The following is a 19,071-nucleotide window of genomic DNA, read 5'->3' on the forward strand; positions in this document are numbered from 1 at the left end:
TATGAAAACACTATTACCAACATCAACGGCAGGCAGTTTACCAAAGCCTGCTTGGCTTGCTCAGCCTGAAACTCTGTGGTCGCCATGGAAGTTGCAAGGCAACGAACTTATTGATGGCAAACAAGATGCGTTGCGTGTGTCATTGCAAGAGCAACAGTTAGCAGGCATTGATATCGTCAGCGACGGTGAGCAAACGCGCCAGCACTTTGTAACCACCTTTATTGAACACTTAGATGGCGTTGATTTTACTAAGCGGCAAACCGTTAAAATTCGTGACCGTTATGATGCCAGCGTACCAACCGTGGTGGGGCCCGTATCTCGCCAAAAACCGGTGTTTGTTGACGATGCCAAGTTTTTACGCAAGCAAACCAAACAGCCTATCAAGTGGGCGCTGCCAGGGCCAATGACCATGGTAGATACCTTGTATGATGCGTATTATGAAAACCGTGAAAAGCTGGCGTGGGAATTTGCCAAAATTCTGAACCAAGAGGCCAAAGAGCTTGAAGCCGCTGGGGTTGATATTATCCAGTTTGACGAGCCTGCATTTAACGTGTTCTTCGATGAAGTGAACGAATGGGGGATTGCTGCATTAGAGCGGGCCATTGAAGGGCTTAAGTGCGAGACTGCGGTACATATTTGCTATGGCTATGGCATTAAAGCCAATACTGATTGGAAGAAAACCCTAGGCTCTGAGTGGCGACAATACGAAGAAGCGTTTCCAAAACTACAAAAGTCGAATATCGATATTATCTCTTTGGAGTGTCATAACTCACAGGTGCCTATCGAACTGCTTGAGCTTATTCGTGGTAAAAAAGTGATGGTGGGTGCCATTGATGTGGCCAGCAACACTATAGAAACACCAGAAGAAGTGGCCAATACGCTGCGCGCTGCGCTTAAATATGTTGATGCCGATAAGCTTTATCCTTGTACTAACTGTGGTATGGCTCCGCTATCTAGAGCTGTGGCAAACGCAAAGTTACAAGCCCTTACCGCAGGGGCTGATATTGTGCGCCAAGAGCTGTTAAGTTAACACAGCAGATATGTTGTCTGCCTTGCTCAAGTTTTGACTATGCCTAAGCTTGAGCAAGGCTTTAACTGGTAGGGGTAATTCGTCAACCCCCTTTACACTTCATTTTTAGCCCTTACATAGCTAGCGTATGGGCCACACCAACTTGCTTAACAAAATAATCGTCATGGCTTATCAGCAAAAAACTCCCTTGATAGCGGTTAAGCGCCTTAGCAAGTTGCTGCTTTGATATTAAATCTAAGTGGTTGTCTGGTTCGTCAAGAAGTAGCAAAGGCGTGGGTAACTGGTGGCTTGCGCATAACAAGGTTAATTTCATTTTTTCTCCGCCACTGAGTGAGCTTATGGGTTGCTCAACTTTTTTGTGTTTTAAACCAATGCTAGCAAGCAGTGTGTAACGATCGCTACGGGTGACTGTTGGGCAGTACTGTTCAACAACTTCAGTTGCATTAAGCAGCGACGGCAATTGACTAAAATGCTGATCAACATAGCTCAGCGAGGTATTTACTTTGAGCTCTCCTGATAGGGGCTTCAAAGTGTTTTGCAAAACCTTTAGCAAGGTAGACTTGCCACAGCCATTACCGCCTTTTATATGCCATTTTTGCGACGTTTTTACCTGTAAATTAAGTGCTGAAGCGTTGCCAAATGGAAGCTGTAAATTGACTAAAGAGACGAGTGTCTTTTTTACTTTCCCACACTCGGAAGGCTCACTTAAGTAAAACTGTATGGCATTATTGTGCTGACTTTTTAACTGTAATTGCTCATTTTTGTTGTGCAGTTTTTGATTGCGCTGTTGCTGGTTTTTTTGTTTTGCGGCCAAGTTAGCGCCGGCTTTGTCTTTTTGACTGTTAAGCAGTACCCTTGCTTGGCTGCCTTGCACGCGCAGCTTTTTACCTTGCGCTGCACGTTGCTGAGCTTTTTCTCTGTCTTTTTGTGCTGCTAATTTCAGTTGTGTTTGCTGGCGTTTTACTTCTTGTAACTGCTTATTAATTGCTTGTTGCTCTTGGTGCTTTTGCTGCAAATAATAACAGATATTACCGCCGCACTGCTTTAACCCTATGTTGCTTAGCTCCCATATATGTGCGACATGCTGAAGCAGTTGTTGGTCGTGACTTATCAACAATACGTAACCGCTAAATTGATTGAGTTGCTCAATCAGCCATGCACGCCCGTTGCTATCTAAGTGATTACTTGGTTCATCCAAAATAAGCACCTTGGCGCTACTAGTAAACAACTGCCATAACCTTAATTTGGCAAGCTGCCCCCCGCTGAGTGAACAACACAGGGCATGAGGGTCACTCGTTAAACCTAGCTCTATAAGTTGTGCGGATAGCTGTTCAGGGAGTTGCCACTGCTCAGCGACCGCGTCAAACAGCGTTTGCTCATATTCTCCCCGCGCAATAGCTTCAAGCGCTGCTAGGGCTTTATCAACGCCGAGAAACTGGGCGATAGTGATATCACTGCTCATCAGCGGCTGCGTCTCTTGGCTAAACAGCGCCACTTGTTCACACTGCTCAACTGAGCCTTGACTCGGTGTGAGTTGTTTTGCCAACAGTTTGCCCAAAACTGATTTACCTACACCATTATCACCCACCAATGCAGTGCGTTGATGTGAAAGGGTGCAGCTTAAATCTTTAAATAGCGTGTCACCATTGCCAAATTGGTAACTTAAATTATATGCGTGTAAAACACTCATAGGTGCCTCCTAAAAACTAGGGGCAGCAAACGGGCAAAGAGGTTAATTCGCAGTAATAGCGAATAAAATATTGATAGGAGATATAAACGCAAAGCCACGTTCACTAACCCTGTAGATCCAAAAAATAAACTGATAAAAATGGATAACAGGACTTAGTTGTTCATGATGGCGTTTACTCCAATGCGTAAGATAGGGTTAGTCTAATAACTCAATACACAAAAATAAAGAGCAAGCAGGTGGTTATCTTGCTCTTTTTATTTTTTTAACAAAGCGCTATTGCTTAACTTTTACACCTTGTTTAATTTTATCAACATGCAGGCCACCTGAAGTATCACTTTCAATGGCAAGGCTCTGTGCGCCATCAATGTAAATATCACCAGCATCATCGTTTATCGTTACATTACCTTGGGTGTTATTAACGCGAAGATCGCCACTGCCATCGTTAATGCTTACATCGCCTTTTGCATCCGTAACTTGAATATTGCCTGCTTCGTCAACAATGGTGATATTTTCACCGCCTTTAATATTTAAATTACCAGGGCCATCAATGATTGAAATCTCGCCATGCACTTGAGTAATGTCGATATTGCCTGCGTCATCAAGAAGTGCCAGATTTTGACCTCCGACGATTTTGATGTCACCTGAGTCATCTTTAATTTCCATATCGCCAGTTATGCCTGAAATGCTGATGTCACCAGCGTCATCGGTTAACGTTAGGCTTTTTCCGCCAACAATTGAGATATCGCCTGAGTCATCCTCTATGTCTAGTTTTCCAGTCACATTATTTAAATTTATGCTGCCCGAGCCGTCATTTAAGGTGATATTGGCTCCTCCATTAATGGCGATATCTCCAGAGTCATCTTTAACACTAATATCTGCATTTAAGCCGTTGATTGTAATATCACCCGAAGAGTCTTCAAGCGCTAACGCTAGGTGACTTGGCATGGTGATGGTCATGTCGATACGTGGTGCTGAAGTAACAAACCCAAAAGATACGTGTGAATCAACTTCTGCGATAAGCACTGCGGAATCTCCTTGCTGCGCTAACGTAAACACGAATTGGTTTGGCTCATGGGTGTAAATATCCGCGTTGGCGGTTATTTCTGATGTAGTTGAACTACCAATAATTTTAATATCTCCCGCGTTTGCACGCGCAGACAGAGATTTTAAACTACTGGCAGATAACTGAAGTTGACGTTGTACATGTACGTTTGCATCTGCTGAGGCGGTATTAATATGTACAACACAGCCGCTTAATATAACTGCAGATAATAGAGGTGTAATGTGTTTTAGCATGAAATATCCCAAGGTATTTTTATAATTTTCGAACAAGAGTGAGCAAGCGCAATGCCAATGTTTTAGTGTTTGATTTATATGTTATTTTTATTCTAATGAATTTTTTAATACTGTGATTTTAATCACAAACACTAATTATTGGTTAACTTAACCACCTATAAGACGGTTTTACTAACGAAAAGGTTGGAAGGAAAAAATATTTATTACAGAGGCTAAAAGTGACTCAGAGTATGTGAGGCGACGCTGTGCACCTCACATTATTATTGTAGTAATGTAGCTTACTTAATTTGCTTAGTAAGCGGTAAAGTAACTCACGTTAACATTACCTTCATGATATAAGAAATTAACTTGATGATAGTGGATATCTACAACAACGGTTGCATAATCTGTGCGAAATGCATATTTGCTCGGATCTTTTGGAATGGAGTAGTAACACTCAGCCTGAGCAAACAGATATACTTCCTCACTTGGTGGGGCAAAGTAATACACTGGGTTTTGCTCACACCCTTGAAGTTCATATCCAGCGTTATTTAACTGCTCTTTTACCACTTGATACGTACGACCATATTCTAATACTTCTTGCGGAGAAAAATAGCCAGATGCAAGGTCTGGTGTCGCTAAAGATGAAAAGCTAGCAGATGAAATTAGACCTAAAATCGTGGTTAACAGTAATTTTTTCACAAAAGAATTCCTTCTAAATTAAAAGTGATAATTGCCTCAGTGGCGGGAGTATCCTAGCGTTAAAATTTAACTTTGCACGTTAAATTTTGATGACATTTTAGGTTGCGCTTTAATTTAAAAAATTGATTTAAATCAATTGGTAATGTTTTATTTTCCCGTAAATTTTTTATTCCACGTGTAAAAATAACGACGTTTTTTTAGCAATGAGTATATTATTTTTAAAGGTGGAATTTGTCACAAATGCGCACTATGCTTGCTGGTTTTTTTATTTGTATTTACAAATTTTAATGTATTAAATTTGCTCAGTTTATTGTGTGGTGTGTGCTAGTTAAAAAGTATTAATTTAATTTTTGTTAGATGATGACTTAAGAAGATAGCGTGGCTTTGCTAACGAATTTGGCATTATAGTGGTTTAAGTCAATATGTTAGTAGTGAGGCAGAAACTTTGATAACTCAACGCCTTTGGCAAGTGTACCGGCAAGTTTATTTTCAGCCTTGTGATTTGTGCAATGTGAAGCGGCATAAGCCGAACGTCATTCAAATGCCGAAAAACAGTGCAGTAATAAGCCTTTGGAACCCTTTGGGTAGAAAGCACACTAAGAAAAGAAATAATTTAATGGCGATGAGTTCATTAAATGAGCTAAATCGAGCTGGTTTTAGCTACGTTGGTCTTTGGGGTGGCAACAAATCATTTAGTTACAGAGAACTCAGTGTAATGGTTAAAGTGTCACTTGATACGGCCTGTAAACTTGCTAAGCGATTAAATCAATTGGCTTTTTATTACATAGATACAAGTAGCTGCTTATGGCTTGTGGAAGTATCAGCAAACAAGCGTAAGCGTATTGTATGTACTGATATTAGGGCTAGATTTGTGCAAGTTCCTTTGCCTGTAAACAATCTTGCACTAAAAAAACTCAGTGATGTACATAAAAAGGCAGCGCGCATTGAAAACGACTCGTTTAAGGTGCGAGATTCTAAAACAAGTTCAGAATGAAAAAACACTTATTTTCATCTAGGCACAACTATCGTCGTGCTGACAAAATTCAGGCTCTCTTAGCAAACGTTACCTACTCATCTTAGTTACTTCTTTGTGAGTTAACTAATCTTGTTGTAAGGACACTTCAAAGCTTAATAAAGCAAATCGTTTAGATTTGCCTATGGCTCCTGTATTTAGACTAAACTCTAAAGCACCATCATCATTCAATTGGTTAATATGCGTTTAAAACATCGTTTGATAAGTGTGTTGTTATTTTGTTCGTTATTGCCTTTACTGTTGGTTTTTGCACTAACCGTGACGCATACCAGTGAACTGACTAAACAGCTCAGTATTAAAGCGATACAAGCACAGCTGGGTAATGGGGCTATGGTGTTTGACCGATACTTTAGTCAGCGCAAAGCTGAACTGGCAGTAATGGTGAACGATCAGCGTGTGCAAAGCATGCAATTTAGCCAAATGCTGCACTATTTACAAAATGAAAAAAACCGCAGTAATGGCATATATGAGAAGTTCATTGTTGGTGAGCTTGACGGCAGTTTTTATAACACTGAAGGTGGCAACCCCGCTCAGGGACTACGTCGTACATTCAATGATTTAGACCCAAACGCTCGTAAAAAAAGCCTTGTTCAGCGTGATTATTGGCAAATAGCCATCGGACAAAATACCGAGCAGCAGCCTATTATTTACGTGTCCGAGCCCATGATCTCCTACACTACGGGCATTAAACAATTGGTTATTAGTGCCAGTATCATCAATGAGCAAGATACACTTGTGGGTCTATTAGCTGGCAGTATTCCCTGGCAAGAAATCGATAGGCTAACCACAATAGTAAAAGAGAAAATGGAACACTCATTCACAAATAAAGCTCGGGTGATGGTAGTATCTGCCCACGGGGCTTTTATTTATCATTGGGATAAAGACAAAGTGATCCATTTACGCCGCAGCAACGGGGAGCTTGTTGTTAATGATATGGGCGAGCATGAGGCGAAAATACAATATATTACTGAGCAAAATAACGCTGAGCTCAAAGCCATTGGGTTAAGAATGTTAGCAGGGCATAGCGGTTATGAGACGTTAACTAATGTGGAGCATGGGCAGGTTGAGCACATATTTTTTGCGCCCATTGAGTCTGCTGATTACAGCATTGCAATGATATTGCCCGACGAGCTGATGTTTGCTCAAGTGCAGTCGCTTCAACACCTTTTATGGGCAGTACTTGCAGGCGTATTTGTAATGGTGCTATTTATCGCTTGGTGGTTAACTGCAAAATTATATGCACCTATTAAAGAGTTAACTACCGCTGCTCAAAAGCTCTCATCGGGCCATTATGACTATCCAATAAATTCTACTGGTAAAGATGAACTAGGCGATTTAGCTCGGGCGTTTAAGCACATGCGCAAAGAGTTGGAGCAACGAGAGCATAACCTAGAAAAACGCGTGTTAGTTCGTACTGAAAAGTTAAAAGAAGCAGAGCAGCAGGCACAAAGAAGTAGCCATGCAAAAAGCCGCTTTTTAGCCAATATGAGTCATGAAATTCGCACACCGCTTAATGGCATATTAGGCACAATAGAGCTGTTGAAAGAAAGCGAAGATCTTAGCAACGAACAAACGCAGTTGCTGCATATATGCAGTCAATCAAGTAATCACTTACTTAATATGATCAATAACATACTCGATTTGTCAAAATTAGAAGAAGGGCAAGCAGAGGCTCAAATTAGCTGCTTTTCGGTGATGGATTTGGTTGATAGTAGTATGAATATGGTAAAGCCATTAGCAGCTGAAAAAGGCTTGGAGCTAAATACCAATATCTCACCAACAGTGCCCCAATTTGTACGCAGTGATATTGCACGGCTACAGCAGATTTTAATCAATGTGCTGGGGAACGCCATCAAGTTTACTGATAAAGGCCATGTGCGTTTAGATATAGAGCTGCAAAGTTACAAATCTCAAGATATCTTGAAGATAACGGTTTGTGATACGGGGATTGGTATTTCTGAACAAGACTTAGAGCGTGTATTTGAACCTTTTAAACAGGCTCAGGGAACTTCTCTTAATCGATATGCTGGTACTGGGCTTGGGCTTAGCTTGTGTAAAGAGTTACTGGCATTACTGGGGGGCTCTATTTATATGGAGTCGCAACTAGGGACTGGCACTAAAGTATTTATTACGTTACCTGTCGAAGTTGCAGATGATGGTTCAGAGCAAGAGATAGGCACAGTAAAACAACTCCCTGAGCTATTAACGGGGCATGTGTTACTTGCAGAAGACAACGATGTGAATCTTGTGGTTGTAAGTGCAATGCTGGTGAAACTTGGTTTAGAGGTGAGCACAGCCAAAGATGGATTACTCGCTCTTGAGTTACTTAAACAAAGACACTTTGATTTAGTACTTATGGATGTGAATATGCCGAATTTAGATGGTTTAGAGACTGCTAAACGTATTCGGCAAATGAATGAATTCCGCCATTTACCCATCATTGCCTTTACTGCCAATATTTTTTCTGAAGACATCAACACATGCTTTAATGCCGGAATGGATGACTTTATCAGTAAACCCGTGAAACTCGAAAAGCTAAAAGAAGTATTGGCACGTTGGTTGGTATGTTAATTTTTTGTATTTAACGTCTGTACTTTTGAGCGGTTTTATAATTAAATTGCTGAATAAATTAATATAATTTCCATTTGCGAAACGTTTCAAGGAAATGAGATGAGTTATAGATTGTTAACTCAGATAGCCGTGTTGCTGATCATCGCTATACTATGTATCACCAGACCTATGCTGTTTGAGACGTTTTTATCAGCACAGCCAACCGCTGATTTTACACAAGGTACTCACGGTATAGATGTATCTCATGATCAAGGTCAGGTTGATTGGCAAAAAGTTGCGCAAAGTGGCATTAAGTTTGTTTATTTGAAAGCGACAGATGGCATTACTTATACAGATCCAAAATACTTTCAAAACCTTGAAGGCGTAAAAGCAACCAACTTAGCGGTGGGAGCCTATCACTTTTTTGAACCAGAAGATGATCCGCAAGCACAGTTAGACAATTTTTTAAATCACATTGAAGGTAAGTCGCTTAGCCTAACACCTATGATAGATGTTGAGTTACAGCGCTCGCAAAGTGCCGCACAAATTAAAGCTCGGCTACAACAATTTTTAACTGCACTGGAGCAGCGAACTGGATGCAAACCGCTAATTTATAGTTATGGTAGTTTTTGGCAAGCAAATATAGGCGTTGAGTTTAATGACTATCCATTTTGGTTTGCAGAATATAATCAAACCATGCAACCACCTGCAAAGCTCAAGAATATTCAGATTTGGCAATATTCGCAAAAGGGCTCGGTACCTGGGGTTGATACTCCAGTTGATTTAGACAAAGTCCTTAATGAGCAACAAGGATTGGAGGCGCTAAAATGCAATTACTAACATCACTGAGGCAATTGGTTGTAAAGCAGCAATACCGATTGATGGCGACCGTGCTTGGTGTTTTGGGAGTTTGGGTACTAGTAGCTATCGTGCAAGGGCATTTTGCTAAAAGCACTTTAATTAATGATAACAAACAGTTATATCAATCAAATCAACATTATTTACAACAAGTCGAGCAGCAAATACTCAAAGATCTAGCTGATGTAAATACACTTAATGCTGCGCTCAACGTTGCCAAAAGTAGCCAGTTTGGCATTTCTTTTATTGTTGATTTCAATGTGGAAATAGGGAGTCTGCTGACAGACTTATCAAACCTGCTTGAAAAAACCAGCCATTATTTGTTTTGGTCTTTGGCGTTGGTTGGCGCAATACAGGCATTTACTTTTTTGGCTGAACAGCTTTCACCATGGCTATTTCAGGCAATGCTGATGTATGTAAGCTTATGGGCGCTTTTGTGTGTGTTTGAGCCTAAATTACGTCATCGCCCTAGCTTGCAGTGGTTAGCAAAAGCGTTTGCTATGGTTTTTGTGCTTTGCCATATGATAATTCCATACAGTATTCATGTGAGTGCTCAAACCTCTACGCTTGTGGCTGCTGAGCTTGGCCATAAAGCGGATATTGGTTATTTCAGCGATGTCGCTCAGGAGATGCACACAGAATTATCTAGTACCGATCTCAAAGAGAATGCTAAACATGGAGTTAAGGTATTACATAAGGCGCTAGCGGTTAAACTCTCAGACAAAGTACTAAAAGGTAACAGCGTTGTAACTCATAACCTTGCGCACAAATTTATTGCCTTCGTTTTACTACCTTTGCTGTTTGCAGGACTGCTTTACTTAACGATCAGGCGCTGTTTACAGAGTTTATTGAAAAGCTCGCAGCAAGCGACACAAAATTAACCTCATGGTAAGGCATTCGCCGAGGCATTCGCCGAGGCATTCGCCAAGGCATTCGCCAAGGCATTCGCCAAGGCATTTATTGTAAATGCCTTGACTTGCATTAAATATGCCTATTTTTTGTTTCTTAACTTGGTTTTACTTGTCATCTCTTTTTTAAACCCTCCTCTATTGAATAATTCATCCCTTTCTTTTTGAAAAATAGCAAACCGAAATCGCTTATTTGTGACTTTTAAAAATACCAGACTATGCTTGATCTAGTTGTTTTGTTTTACGCGCTCTTGACACATGGAGGTGGCTGAAAGCTCTATATTAAAGTGAAACTTAAGCGAGGAAATGATGAGTAATTATAAACCTCACCTGCTTTGGTGCTTGAGCATACTCTCTATACCTACAGGTGCTTATGCCGAGTCAAATGAAGATGTGCAAGCTCAAAACTCAATTGAAACAATTACGGTAACTGGTTCGCGAATAAGGCGTTCGATACAAGCTGAAAGCTCATCACCAATCTCTAGCACTGAACTGAGTGACTTAACTGACATAGGTGCTAATGATGTGCGTGATTTAATTGAAGTACTCCCCTTCAATGCAGGCTCACAAAATAATTCTGACAATTTGTCGCAAAACTTTACGGTAGGTACGTCAAACGTCAACCTTAGAGGGTTGGGGGTGTCTTCTACTTTAGTATTGCTCAATGGTATTAGGCAAGTCACATCGGCAGTTGTGACGGATCAAGGTGCGAGTTTTGTTGATACCGCTTCGTTAGTGCCAGCGCTTGCTATCAAACGCGTTGAAATTCTTAAAGATGGTGCATCTGCTATCTATGGTTCGGATGCCGTTGCGGGGGTAGTTAACTTTATTACCCGTGATGATTTAGAAGGTGGCGAAGTTCAATATGAATATCGCAGTCGCTGGAGTGAAGGTAGTCAAGATGATACCAAAATTGACTTTGCCTATGGCGGATACGTCGGAGACTCCGCCCACATGTTGCTGGCTATCAGTTACTTAGAACGTTCTAGCTTATTATTAGACGAAGTTGATTGGTTAAAGCCTGCAACAAGTAGCTTTGGCAATCCTGGTAGTTTTGTTATTCCCTCGTTAGCCGATGAAAATAATCCTAGTGGCTTAACGGTTGCCGACCCCAACTGTGTTGCCAATGGTGGCAGTTTGTCACAAGGCTCAAATGGCAACTCATTTTGCTTGTTTGACTTTGGTCCTCAAATTACCGCTGTGCCAGACGAAGACAGACTTCAAGCATACGCTCGCGCCACGTGGGACTGGAATGATAATACGCGGATGTGGGCAGAGCTTGGCTATGCCAGAAATAAAATCACCCGTGAGGTATCACCGAGTTTTCCGGTTTTAAATGCGCCCAGTATTTTGGCCTCACACCCAGATAACCCTTATGGCGAAGACATTTTCTTCCGTGGCAGACCATATGGTGTTGGTAAACCAACAGAAACAAATTACTACGATCACACCACAACAAGAGTCGCGTTTGGTGCAGATGGTGAGATAACTGAAGGTATCTATTGGCAGGCGTCTTTTGTTGCTGCAGCTAATGACGCCATTTTAAATCCAAGAGACGTTATCACAGATAACTTCCAAGCGGCTTTACACGGATTTGGAGGCAACAAATGTAGCGGTGCTGCAACGTCAGAGGCTGGAGTGGGTGAGTGTTATTACTTCAATCCATTTGACCCACAAGACCCAGACAATGAACTCTTAAGACACTACATTATCGGTGACTATATGGGTGATGCTGAGTCAGAAATGCGCGTGTATGAAGCCGTTATCACCGGAGACTCATTATTTGAGTTAGATGGGGGAGACGTAGGCTTTGCCATCGGCATTCAGTATCGTGATGAGTCTATCAATAATGTATACGACTCATTTACACAGCAAGATAGTTTTGCTTTTTTAATTGGTAACCAAAATTTCACTGGCGAGCGCGACGTTAAAGCTTTATTTGCAGAAGTACTATTACCGGTGAGCGAAAACTTAGAGTTAGGCGCAGCCGTTAGGTATGAGGATTACGGCGAATTTGGTGGAGACACTACTAACCCCAAAGTCTCATTTTTATGGTTAGCTACTGAAGAGCTTTCTTTTAGAGGTACCTTTAGTACTTCGTTTAGAGCACCTTCTGTTCATCAATTGCAAGGTGTGCAAACGAACTTTGCCAACATCACAGACCCAGAAGATGGTTCAACGACCTTCGGCGGCAATCGCACCATTGGCGATCCAAACCTAGTTCCTGAAACCTCCGAGGCACTCAATTTAGGTGTGTCTTATGCCTATGATGATTTCACGTTTGATATGGATTATTGGGATTTCTCCTTTGAAGATGTACTTACAAGAGAAAGTCATCAAGCGGTTGTAAATGCTAATCCGAACGACCCTTCACGTGTTATTAGAACATCAGCAGGCACGATTTCCATCGTCAATACCAAATTTATCAATGCAGAAGCCATTGATACCTCAGGCATTGATATCAGTGCTTCGACAATTTACCGAACTGATTATGGCGATTTTTCTCCACAGCTTAAAGCAACGTATTTACTTAGCTATGACCTAATGGACGCCAGTGGTAAAACCACAGACGGGTTAGGTAAGTTGAACCTAAATACTGTAGGAAATCCATCTCCTCGTCTGCGTGGCAGCATAGGCCTTAATTGGTCAAATGGCATGCACAGAGCAAACATCTATGCTCGACATGTTGCCAGCTACACCAATGATATCAGTGGCGCAAATATCGAATCGTTCAATACACTTGACTTGCAGTACAGTGTGAACTTAGGGCAAGTTTTAAAAGAAGACTCTGAAACTAACTTAATTGTTGGCGTGGTCAATGCCACCGACGAGGCACCGCCTTATGTTGCTGTTGCGGGAAGTTACGATCCTCGCACTGGTGACCCAAGGGGACGACGCGCCTATATCAAGTTTCAGTTTAGTTTTTAATCGTTAAACGGATGGTCATCTTGAATACTGAAAAAGAATAGCAAAAATGGGGTGTAAATTAATTATTGTTGCACTGTTGTTTGTAAGCTCACTATTGGCTTCTAACGTGCATGCTCGCATTATCAATCTGGCTACGCTTGAGTACCCGCCTTATGAATTTCAAGGGGCTCAAGACGCCAGTGGTATTGCAGTTGAAATTGTGCAAGAAGCTTTTTCACGTATAGATCAACCTATTAATATCGTATTTATGCCTTGGGGAAGAGCGATAAGAGAGGTTAAAGCAGGTCGTGTGGACGGTATTTTTACTATCTACAAAACGCCTGAAAGAGAAACCTTCATGGACTATTCCCAAGAGGTATTAATTGAGCAGTCAATTAGTTTTTTTGCCCTAAAAAGCCACCCCATTTACTTTAGTGGTCGTATCGCTTCTTTATCTCCCTATCGCATCGGTATTGTGCGAAAGGTGAGTTATGGTGAGGAGATAGATAATGCCATTCAATCTGGCACGTTAGAAAACTTAGTAACCACCGACACCGGCATAAATAGCTTTAAATTGCTGCTTGCCGACAGAGTGGATGTCGTTATAAGCAATCAATTAGGCGGTTTTGAAATTCTAAAACGTTTGGGAATTGAAGACAAAGTGCAGCCAATCCCTTCTTATGCTTATGACATTCCCAGTTATATTGCCTTTTCGAAGAGCAAAAAGCTTGAATCGATTAAAAAACGTGTAGACGTTGCAATTCGAGACATGAAAGAAGATGGCACGTATCAAAAAATCGTAGATGAGTATTTAAAGCATTACAGAGAGCATCAACCAAAGCCGCTCAGCAGCCCACAGATAGGTGCTGATATGGTTGATAGTGAACTCAAAGCAACACAGGCGTTGCTGGTAAGAGGAACCAGAGAATGAAACTGAAGATTAAGTCTAGGCTGATATTGCTATCTTTAATTCCCGTTATCATTATCTCCTCCGTCGTGATCACGCTTACCTATGTTGAGGCAAAAAAGCTCAGTGAAGCGCAAGAAGAATTAAGCAAAAAAGAAATGATGCGTATGAAACGCGTTGAACTAAAAGCCTACTTAGAGATTGCACAAAGTGCGTTATTTGATTTAAAGCGCAACAATAGCCCTGAGTCGGAAGTTATTAAGCTATTACGCAATATTAAATTTGGTCAGTCAGGCTACTTATTTGCTTTTAAACCAGATGGCACACGAGTTATGCAAGGAGATAGTAGCCAAGGCATAGGTAAAAACTTCATAGACTTAAAAGACAAAAGAGGTAATTACCTAGTTAAGGATATTATTGATTCTGCTAAAAGTGGAGAGGGTTACTCCGTTTACTATTTTCCAAAACCCGATCAGAGCGAAGCTATCCCCAAATTGGCATACAGCATCTACTTGCCAGACTGGGACCTTATTGTGGGCACGGGGTTTTACACAGAAGATGTTGATGCTTTGCTTAAATCAATGCGCGAGAAGAACAATAAGCAAGTGGTAGACAGCATTCGCGGCATTCTTTTATTCACCCTTGTAATTTCGATTGTTGTCGCTATTTTTGGCTTGATCATCAGTAAGAGTATTACCGTACCGCTACAAAAATTTGAAGAAACCATCGATATATTTGCCGCACGGGATGCGGATTTAACCGCACGTATTCCTGACTTTACTTTGCCCGAATTTGATAGCTTAAGTCGAAACTTCAATATCTTCTTAGGGCAGTTACATGAGTTGATCATCAAAGTTGCCAAATTGACCAATGAAGTGGTTGCAGAGACTCAGCAGATTGCATCAGCATCGTCAGAAATAAACGCTATTTTGCTACGCCAGCAATCTGAAACAGAAATGATAGCAACATCTATGACGCAGCTGACGGCATCGGCTGAAGAAATATCGCGTAATGCCAATGAAGCAGCAAACTCCGCACAAAATGCCAATAAAAGTGCGCAAAAAACGCAAACGTCTGTGGATGAAGCGACCGAATCAGTTAACACCTTGGCCAAAAAGCTTGATGAGGCAAGCAACGTTATCTCAAAGCTAGAAGGTGATGTTCGTAATATTTCTGGGTCTTTGTCCATTATCCAAGAAATTGCTGAACAAACTAATCTATTAGCACTCAACGCCGCCATAGAAGCTGCAAGAGCGGGGGATCAAGGCCGCGGATTTGCGGTGGTGGCTGATGAGGTTAGAGAGCTTGCAACAAGAACACAAAAGAGTGCAGCACAAATATTATGTGTGATTAATACCCTAACCGATGGTTCTAAGGATGCTGTTAACGCAATGGATTCGAGTAAAAGTTTCAGTTCACTTACGGTAGAAAAAGCAGCTTCAGCCTCTGAATCTTTGCAGCATATTGTGCAGTTTATTCATGAGATCTTAAACGTGAATGAGCACATAGCGGGTGCGACAAAAGAGCAAGACATTGTTGATAAGGAAATTTCACAGCGTACCGAGTCGATTTCAGAGCACAGTAAAGAATCAGCCGCAATCGGCGAACGCAATTTAGAGATCAGCTCTAATTTGAGTAAAAAGGCAGGTGAACTGGCTGCTATTGTTAATCGATTTAAAATTTAGTCCTGAGCAAAGGCTTGAGTTTTAAATAGCTTTTGGCCAAATACTCTCTGAAAACAGGATGGCATATATGCTCGTTAAATTAAAAAATTTTGGCCCTGGCGTGATTGTAACCGCGGCATTCATTGGCCCTGGTACAATAACAGCCTGCACGTTAGCAGGTGCCAACTTCGGATATGCGTTACTGTGGGCTTTGCTATTTGCAACGGTGGCAACGATTATTCTGCAGGAGATGTCGGCGCGTGTTGGCATTGTTACGCAAAAAGGCCTCGGTGAAGTCATCAATCAATCTCTATCCCATTCATTTTGGAAGTGGCCTTTGTTTGCGCTAATAATCATAGCCATTTGCATTGGCAACGCGGCTTATGAAGCGGGTAATTTAGTGGGGGCCGCGCTGGGTATTGAAGCGATAACCAATCCAAATAAGTGGATTTTTAGAGGCTCTATTATTGCCTTGACTGCTATTGGAGCGATTATTTTGATGCAAGGCACGTATCGGCAAATAGAGCGTATATTAATTACCTTAGTCTCTATTATGGCATTGGCTTTTATCATTACCTTTTTCCTCGTTAAGCCTGACTTTGCGTTGTTATTTAAAGGGCTGGTTTCACCTGCGATCCCAGAGGGCAGTTTGCTTACGGTGATAGCACTGATTGGGACGACCGTAGTACCTTATAACCTCTTTTTACACGCATCAACGGCCAAATCTCATTGGTCAACGCCAGAGGACATTCCAAAAGCGCGCTCTGACACCATAGTATCAATTGGCTTGGGCGGGTTAATCGCCATTCTAGTTACCGCTACGGCGGCGGCCAGTATTTTTACTATGGGTTTGAGTGTTAATAATGCGCTTGATATGGCGATAATTTTTGAGCCTACTTTTGGCAGTTTATCTAAATATTTACTGGGTATTGGGCTGTTTTCAGCAGGGTTGAGTAGTGTTATCACCGCACCGCTTGCCACAGCATATGTGATCTCTGAATTGCTTGATCTTAAAGGCGACGTTAATTCAAAATCATTTCGACTGATTTCAATCAGTATTATCATCATTGGGGCACTGCTCTCTATGGCAAATGTTCAGCCGATCCAAATCATTATTTTGGCGCAATTTGCCAATGGCTTATTGTTACCTATCATTGCGGGCTTCTTACTGTATGTCATGAACAACCGCAGTATGCTAGGGGTGCATGCTAATACTAAGTGGTCAAACTTTTTGGGCTTTTCGGTGTTGCTATTTACGGCGTTTTTAGGGGTGAGATTGATAGCAAAATCACTGGGTTTGTATTAAAGCGCGCAATTTTTTGCTTTTCACGGTTATTTCACATCTCTTCCTTTAGCTTGGGTGAACATCTTAGATATTCAAACTACAAGTTAAAGGAAGCCTCTCATGTACAAATTGATATTACCCACGATTCTAATTGCAGCAAGTTTTACGACTTACGCAGGTGATGCGCCAAATGTGGTTATGGTGCTCAGTAGCCATGGTCAACTCAATGCTGATGGCGAGTTAGTTCAACCTGGCTATGAATTTGACGAGCTAAGTAAAGCTTATCGTGTTTTTAAGGCAAATGGCTTAGACATAACGTTTGCAAGCCCTGCGGGTGGTAAGCCAGTTGCTGACGAATTTGATAAGCAAAAACCATATAACCAAGCGTTTTTGCAAGACACTAAAGCGGTGACTGCGCTAAATACGACATACAAAATAAGCGAGCTTGATGCAGATAATATCGATGCTGTGTTTGTGGTTGGCGGTAAAGGTCCTATGTTTGATTTACACCAGTACAAGCCGCTGCAAACTTTGATAGCAAATGTATACGAGCAAAAAGGTGTTGTTTCTGCTGTGTGCCACGGCCCCGCCGCATTTGTAGATGTAAAGCTCAGTAATGGTCAATACTTAGTTGCTAATAAGCGAGTCAATGGTTTTACCAATGAAGAAGAAATGGCGTTTGGTAAAAAGTGGCGACCACACTTTGCGTTTTTGCTAGAAGATAAACTCAAAGAGCGCGGTGCGCAGTTTACCCAAGCAGGACTGATGCTAAATCATGTACAAATAGATGGCAATTTAATTACCGGTCAAAACCCATTCTCAACTGCTGATACAGCAACTGAAGTGGTGCGAGCTTTGGGGTTAAAACCGGTCGCGCTGACTCCTAATAAAGACGATAAAACCATGGCCTTGGTTGCAAAAATGATGGCAGGAGAACAGCAGGCGATAACAACCTATGAGCAAAACAAACAAGACTATGACACTATGCTCGTGGCAATGTCGGGTATTTATCAGTTACAGTTTGCCAATCAAGAGCAAACAGTCGATAGCGCCGTTAAGCTACTGGAACTGACCCAAAAACAAGTAAACCATCCAATGCTTGATTTAAATTTAGCGCAGGGCTACATCAAACAAAATAAACAGCAGCAAGCCAAAGCTGTGGTAGAGGCGGTGATCAAATCACATCCAGACAATCAAAAAGCAAAAGAACTGCTGCTGTCTCTACAGTGATACTTGTTGACGCAAGTTGTTAATTAACATGAGCTATGGATAATAAATCTATCTCCAGCGACTACTTTCAACGCTAACGGCGTTGAATTTACTTGCAATAGGCCAGCTATTGACGCGTAAATTCGCCTTGTTATCCCTGAAAGTTTCCGGCTGCAGATTTGAAAAACATTTACCAATTCAATATCAGTATGTTAGTAAATCTCTTAACCAAAGCTCAGGTTAATCAACTTGCGTCATTTTGCCAATTTTCACTGGTTTTATCTCAGTGACTGTGACGTCTCGTACATGGCTCATCGAACGCCACATTAATCGATGGCCTTTGCTAAAGCTAAGTGGTTTTACCCGTTTTTGCCAACGCTGTATTTCTGCGTCGCTTGCTTTGCGTAAAGGTCCTACTTGCGCCAATAAGCGCACTGCGGGAGGCGCATAAAATCGGCCTTTTATTAAAGACTGTAGCCAAAACCACTTGCTGCTATTTACCGCAAGAATACACACGGTGCTGTTGTGGTCAATATTACTAGACATGTTCTTAGTGAACATTTCAAAATAACACCCATGCCCCTGACCTTCGGCTAAATGGCCTAACATAAGAGAGCCAATAGGGGTGATATGGGGCAATCCATGTTTATCTACAGAGGCAATTGAAAAGTGTAATGACGATTGTAATGTCGCTTTACAGAGCTGTTTAACCTCATTCCACTGTTGTTCTGATATCATGTGTTTTCCTTAACTTAACAGTGTCGATATTGGCTTATTCGATGAATGTCCAGCTGTCAGCACCATCGAAGTCGCGTATTTGTAGTTGTTCACTCTCACTTGCTGGCAACATTCTGAAGTTAACCGCCTGCGTTGTTGGTTGCCTTTATCGGTAGGGAGATAATGAGTAACACACCCGCACTGTGTGCAATGATAAAAGCGAATGTACTTATTGCCATGTTGATATGAAGCCGGCTCCTTGTGAAGCCAGTTAATCTGCACTGCACTTGGATCATAGTATCCCCACAAGGCGCCTAACCGATAGCAAATAGAGCA

Annotated in this window: 14 protein-coding genes; 10 read left to right on the forward strand and 4 right to left on the reverse strand. The window is 41.6% G+C overall.

From position 1 onward, the window contains the following. Position 1: 1 nt before the first annotated feature. Positions 2–1,030, forward strand: a complete 1,029-nt coding sequence (locus HC733_RS06755; RefSeq protein ID WP_190364290.1) for a methionine synthase — start codon at positions 2–4, stop codon at positions 1,028–1,030. Positions 1,031–1,142: 112 nt separating this feature from the next. Here HC733_RS06755 and HC733_RS06760 read toward each other — a convergent pair whose 3' ends face one another. The 3 genes from HC733_RS06760 to HC733_RS06770 form a co-directional block, all read right to left on the reverse strand. Then, positions 1,143–2,720, reverse strand: coding sequence for an ATP-binding cassette domain-containing protein (locus tag HC733_RS06760; protein ID WP_190364291.1), 1,578 nt, complete (start codon positions 2,718–2,720; stop codon positions 1,143–1,145). 273 nt (positions 2,721–2,993) lie between these two features. Then, positions 2,994–4,016 carry a hypothetical protein gene (locus HC733_RS06765; protein WP_190364292.1) on the reverse strand — a complete coding sequence of 341 codons (1,023 nt, stop codon included), beginning with the start codon at positions 4,014–4,016 and terminating at the stop codon, positions 2,994–2,996. Positions 4,017–4,307: 291 nt separating this feature from the next. Then, complete coding sequence (locus HC733_RS06770) at positions 4,308–4,697, reverse strand: hypothetical protein (RefSeq protein WP_190364293.1); 390 nt, start codon at positions 4,695–4,697, stop codon at positions 4,308–4,310. Between the two features lie 541 nt (positions 4,698–5,238). On the opposite strand from HC733_RS06770, the gene HC733_RS06775 reads away from it, so the two are divergent. The 9 genes from HC733_RS06775 (at position 5,239) to HC733_RS06815 (ending at position 18,039) form a co-directional block, all read left to right on the forward strand. Continuing rightward, positions 5,239–5,691, forward strand: a complete 453-nt coding sequence (locus HC733_RS06775; RefSeq protein WP_190364294.1) for a DUF3293 domain-containing protein — start codon at positions 5,239–5,241, stop codon at positions 5,689–5,691. Positions 5,692–5,910: 219 nt separating this feature from the next. Then, entirely contained in the window at positions 5,911–8,301 is a 2,391-nt protein-coding gene (locus HC733_RS06780) for a response regulator (protein WP_190364295.1), read from the forward strand. Positions 8,302–8,400: 99 nt separating this feature from the next. Next, positions 8,401–9,120, forward strand: coding sequence for a glycoside hydrolase family 25 protein (locus HC733_RS06785; protein ID WP_190364296.1), 720 nt, complete (start codon positions 8,401–8,403; stop codon positions 9,118–9,120). Then, positions 9,108–10,019: a hypothetical protein gene (locus HC733_RS06790; protein WP_190364297.1), complete on the forward strand. Its 912-nt coding sequence runs from the start codon at positions 9,108–9,110 to the stop codon at positions 10,017–10,019. Before HC733_RS06785 ends, HC733_RS06790 begins: the two co-directional genes overlap by 13 nt. Positions 10,020–10,352: 333 nt before the next feature. Continuing rightward, a complete protein-coding gene (locus HC733_RS06795; RefSeq protein ID WP_190364298.1) occupies positions 10,353–12,974 on the forward strand; it encodes a TonB-dependent receptor plug domain-containing protein in 2,622 nt (873 codons plus the stop codon). Between the two features lie 46 nt (positions 12,975–13,020). Then, on the forward strand, positions 13,021–13,884 hold the full coding sequence (locus tag HC733_RS06800; protein ID WP_190364299.1) for a substrate-binding periplasmic protein: 864 nt from the start codon (positions 13,021–13,023) through the stop codon (positions 13,882–13,884). After that, a complete protein-coding gene (locus tag HC733_RS06805) occupies positions 13,881–15,545 on the forward strand; it encodes a methyl-accepting chemotaxis protein (RefSeq protein ID WP_190364300.1) in 1,665 nt (554 codons plus the stop codon). The genes HC733_RS06800 and HC733_RS06805 overlap by 4 nt, the downstream gene beginning before the upstream one ends. Positions 15,546–15,612: 67 nt before the next feature. Beyond that, a complete protein-coding gene (locus HC733_RS06810) occupies positions 15,613–16,830 on the forward strand; it encodes an Nramp family divalent metal transporter (protein WP_190364301.1) in 1,218 nt (405 codons plus the stop codon). Between the two features lie 99 nt (positions 16,831–16,929). Continuing rightward, complete coding sequence (locus tag HC733_RS06815) at positions 16,930–18,039, forward strand: type 1 glutamine amidotransferase domain-containing protein (RefSeq protein WP_190364302.1); 1,110 nt, start codon at positions 16,930–16,932, stop codon at positions 18,037–18,039. 219 nt (positions 18,040–18,258) lie between these two features. Here the strand turns inward: HC733_RS06815 and HC733_RS06820 are convergent, their stop codons facing one another. Next, on the reverse strand, positions 18,259–18,756 hold the full coding sequence (locus HC733_RS06820; RefSeq protein WP_190364303.1) for a pyridoxamine 5'-phosphate oxidase family protein: 498 nt from the start codon (positions 18,754–18,756) through the stop codon (positions 18,259–18,261). Positions 18,757–19,071 lie beyond the last annotated feature (315 nt).

It is taken from the genome of Pseudoalteromonas sp. S16_S37 (genome assembly GCF_014694405.1).
Taxonomy (GTDB): Bacteria; Pseudomonadota; Gammaproteobacteria; order Enterobacterales; family Alteromonadaceae; genus Pseudoalteromonas.

Bases quoted from the DNA above. Each gene is read 5' to 3' on its own strand.
- HC733_RS06820 (WP_190364303.1), bottom strand. From the start codon at position 18,756: ATGATATCAGAACAACAGTGGAATGAGGTTAAACAGCTCTGTAAAGCG.
- HC733_RS06800 (WP_190364299.1), top strand. From the start codon at position 13,021: ATGGGGTGTAAATTAATTATTGTTGCACTGTTGTTTGTAAGCTCACTA.
- HC733_RS06815 (WP_190364302.1), top strand. From the start codon at position 16,930: ATGTACAAATTGATATTACCCACGATTCTAATTGCAGCAAGTTTTACG.
- HC733_RS06755 (WP_190364290.1), top strand. From the start codon at position 2: ATGAAAACACTATTACCAACATCAACGGCAGGCAGTTTACCAAAGCCT.
- HC733_RS06775 (WP_190364294.1), top strand. From the start codon at position 5,239: ATGCCGAAAAACAGTGCAGTAATAAGCCTTTGGAACCCTTTGGGTAGA.
- HC733_RS06795 (WP_190364298.1), top strand. From the start codon at position 10,353: ATGATGAGTAATTATAAACCTCACCTGCTTTGGTGCTTGAGCATACTC.
- HC733_RS06765 (WP_190364292.1), bottom strand. From the start codon at position 4,016: ATGCTAAAACACATTACACCTCTATTATCTGCAGTTATATTAAGCGGC.
- HC733_RS06760 (WP_190364291.1), bottom strand. From the start codon at position 2,720: ATGAGTGTTTTACACGCATATAATTTAAGTTACCAATTTGGCAATGGT.
- HC733_RS06805 (WP_190364300.1), top strand. From the start codon at position 13,881: ATGAAACTGAAGATTAAGTCTAGGCTGATATTGCTATCTTTAATTCCC.
- HC733_RS06780 (WP_190364295.1), top strand. From the start codon at position 5,911: ATGCGTTTAAAACATCGTTTGATAAGTGTGTTGTTATTTTGTTCGTTA.
- HC733_RS06810 (WP_190364301.1), top strand. From the start codon at position 15,613: ATGCTCGTTAAATTAAAAAATTTTGGCCCTGGCGTGATTGTAACCGCG.
- HC733_RS06790 (WP_190364297.1), top strand. From the start codon at position 9,108: ATGCAATTACTAACATCACTGAGGCAATTGGTTGTAAAGCAGCAATAC.
- HC733_RS06785 (WP_190364296.1), top strand. From the start codon at position 8,401: ATGAGTTATAGATTGTTAACTCAGATAGCCGTGTTGCTGATCATCGCT.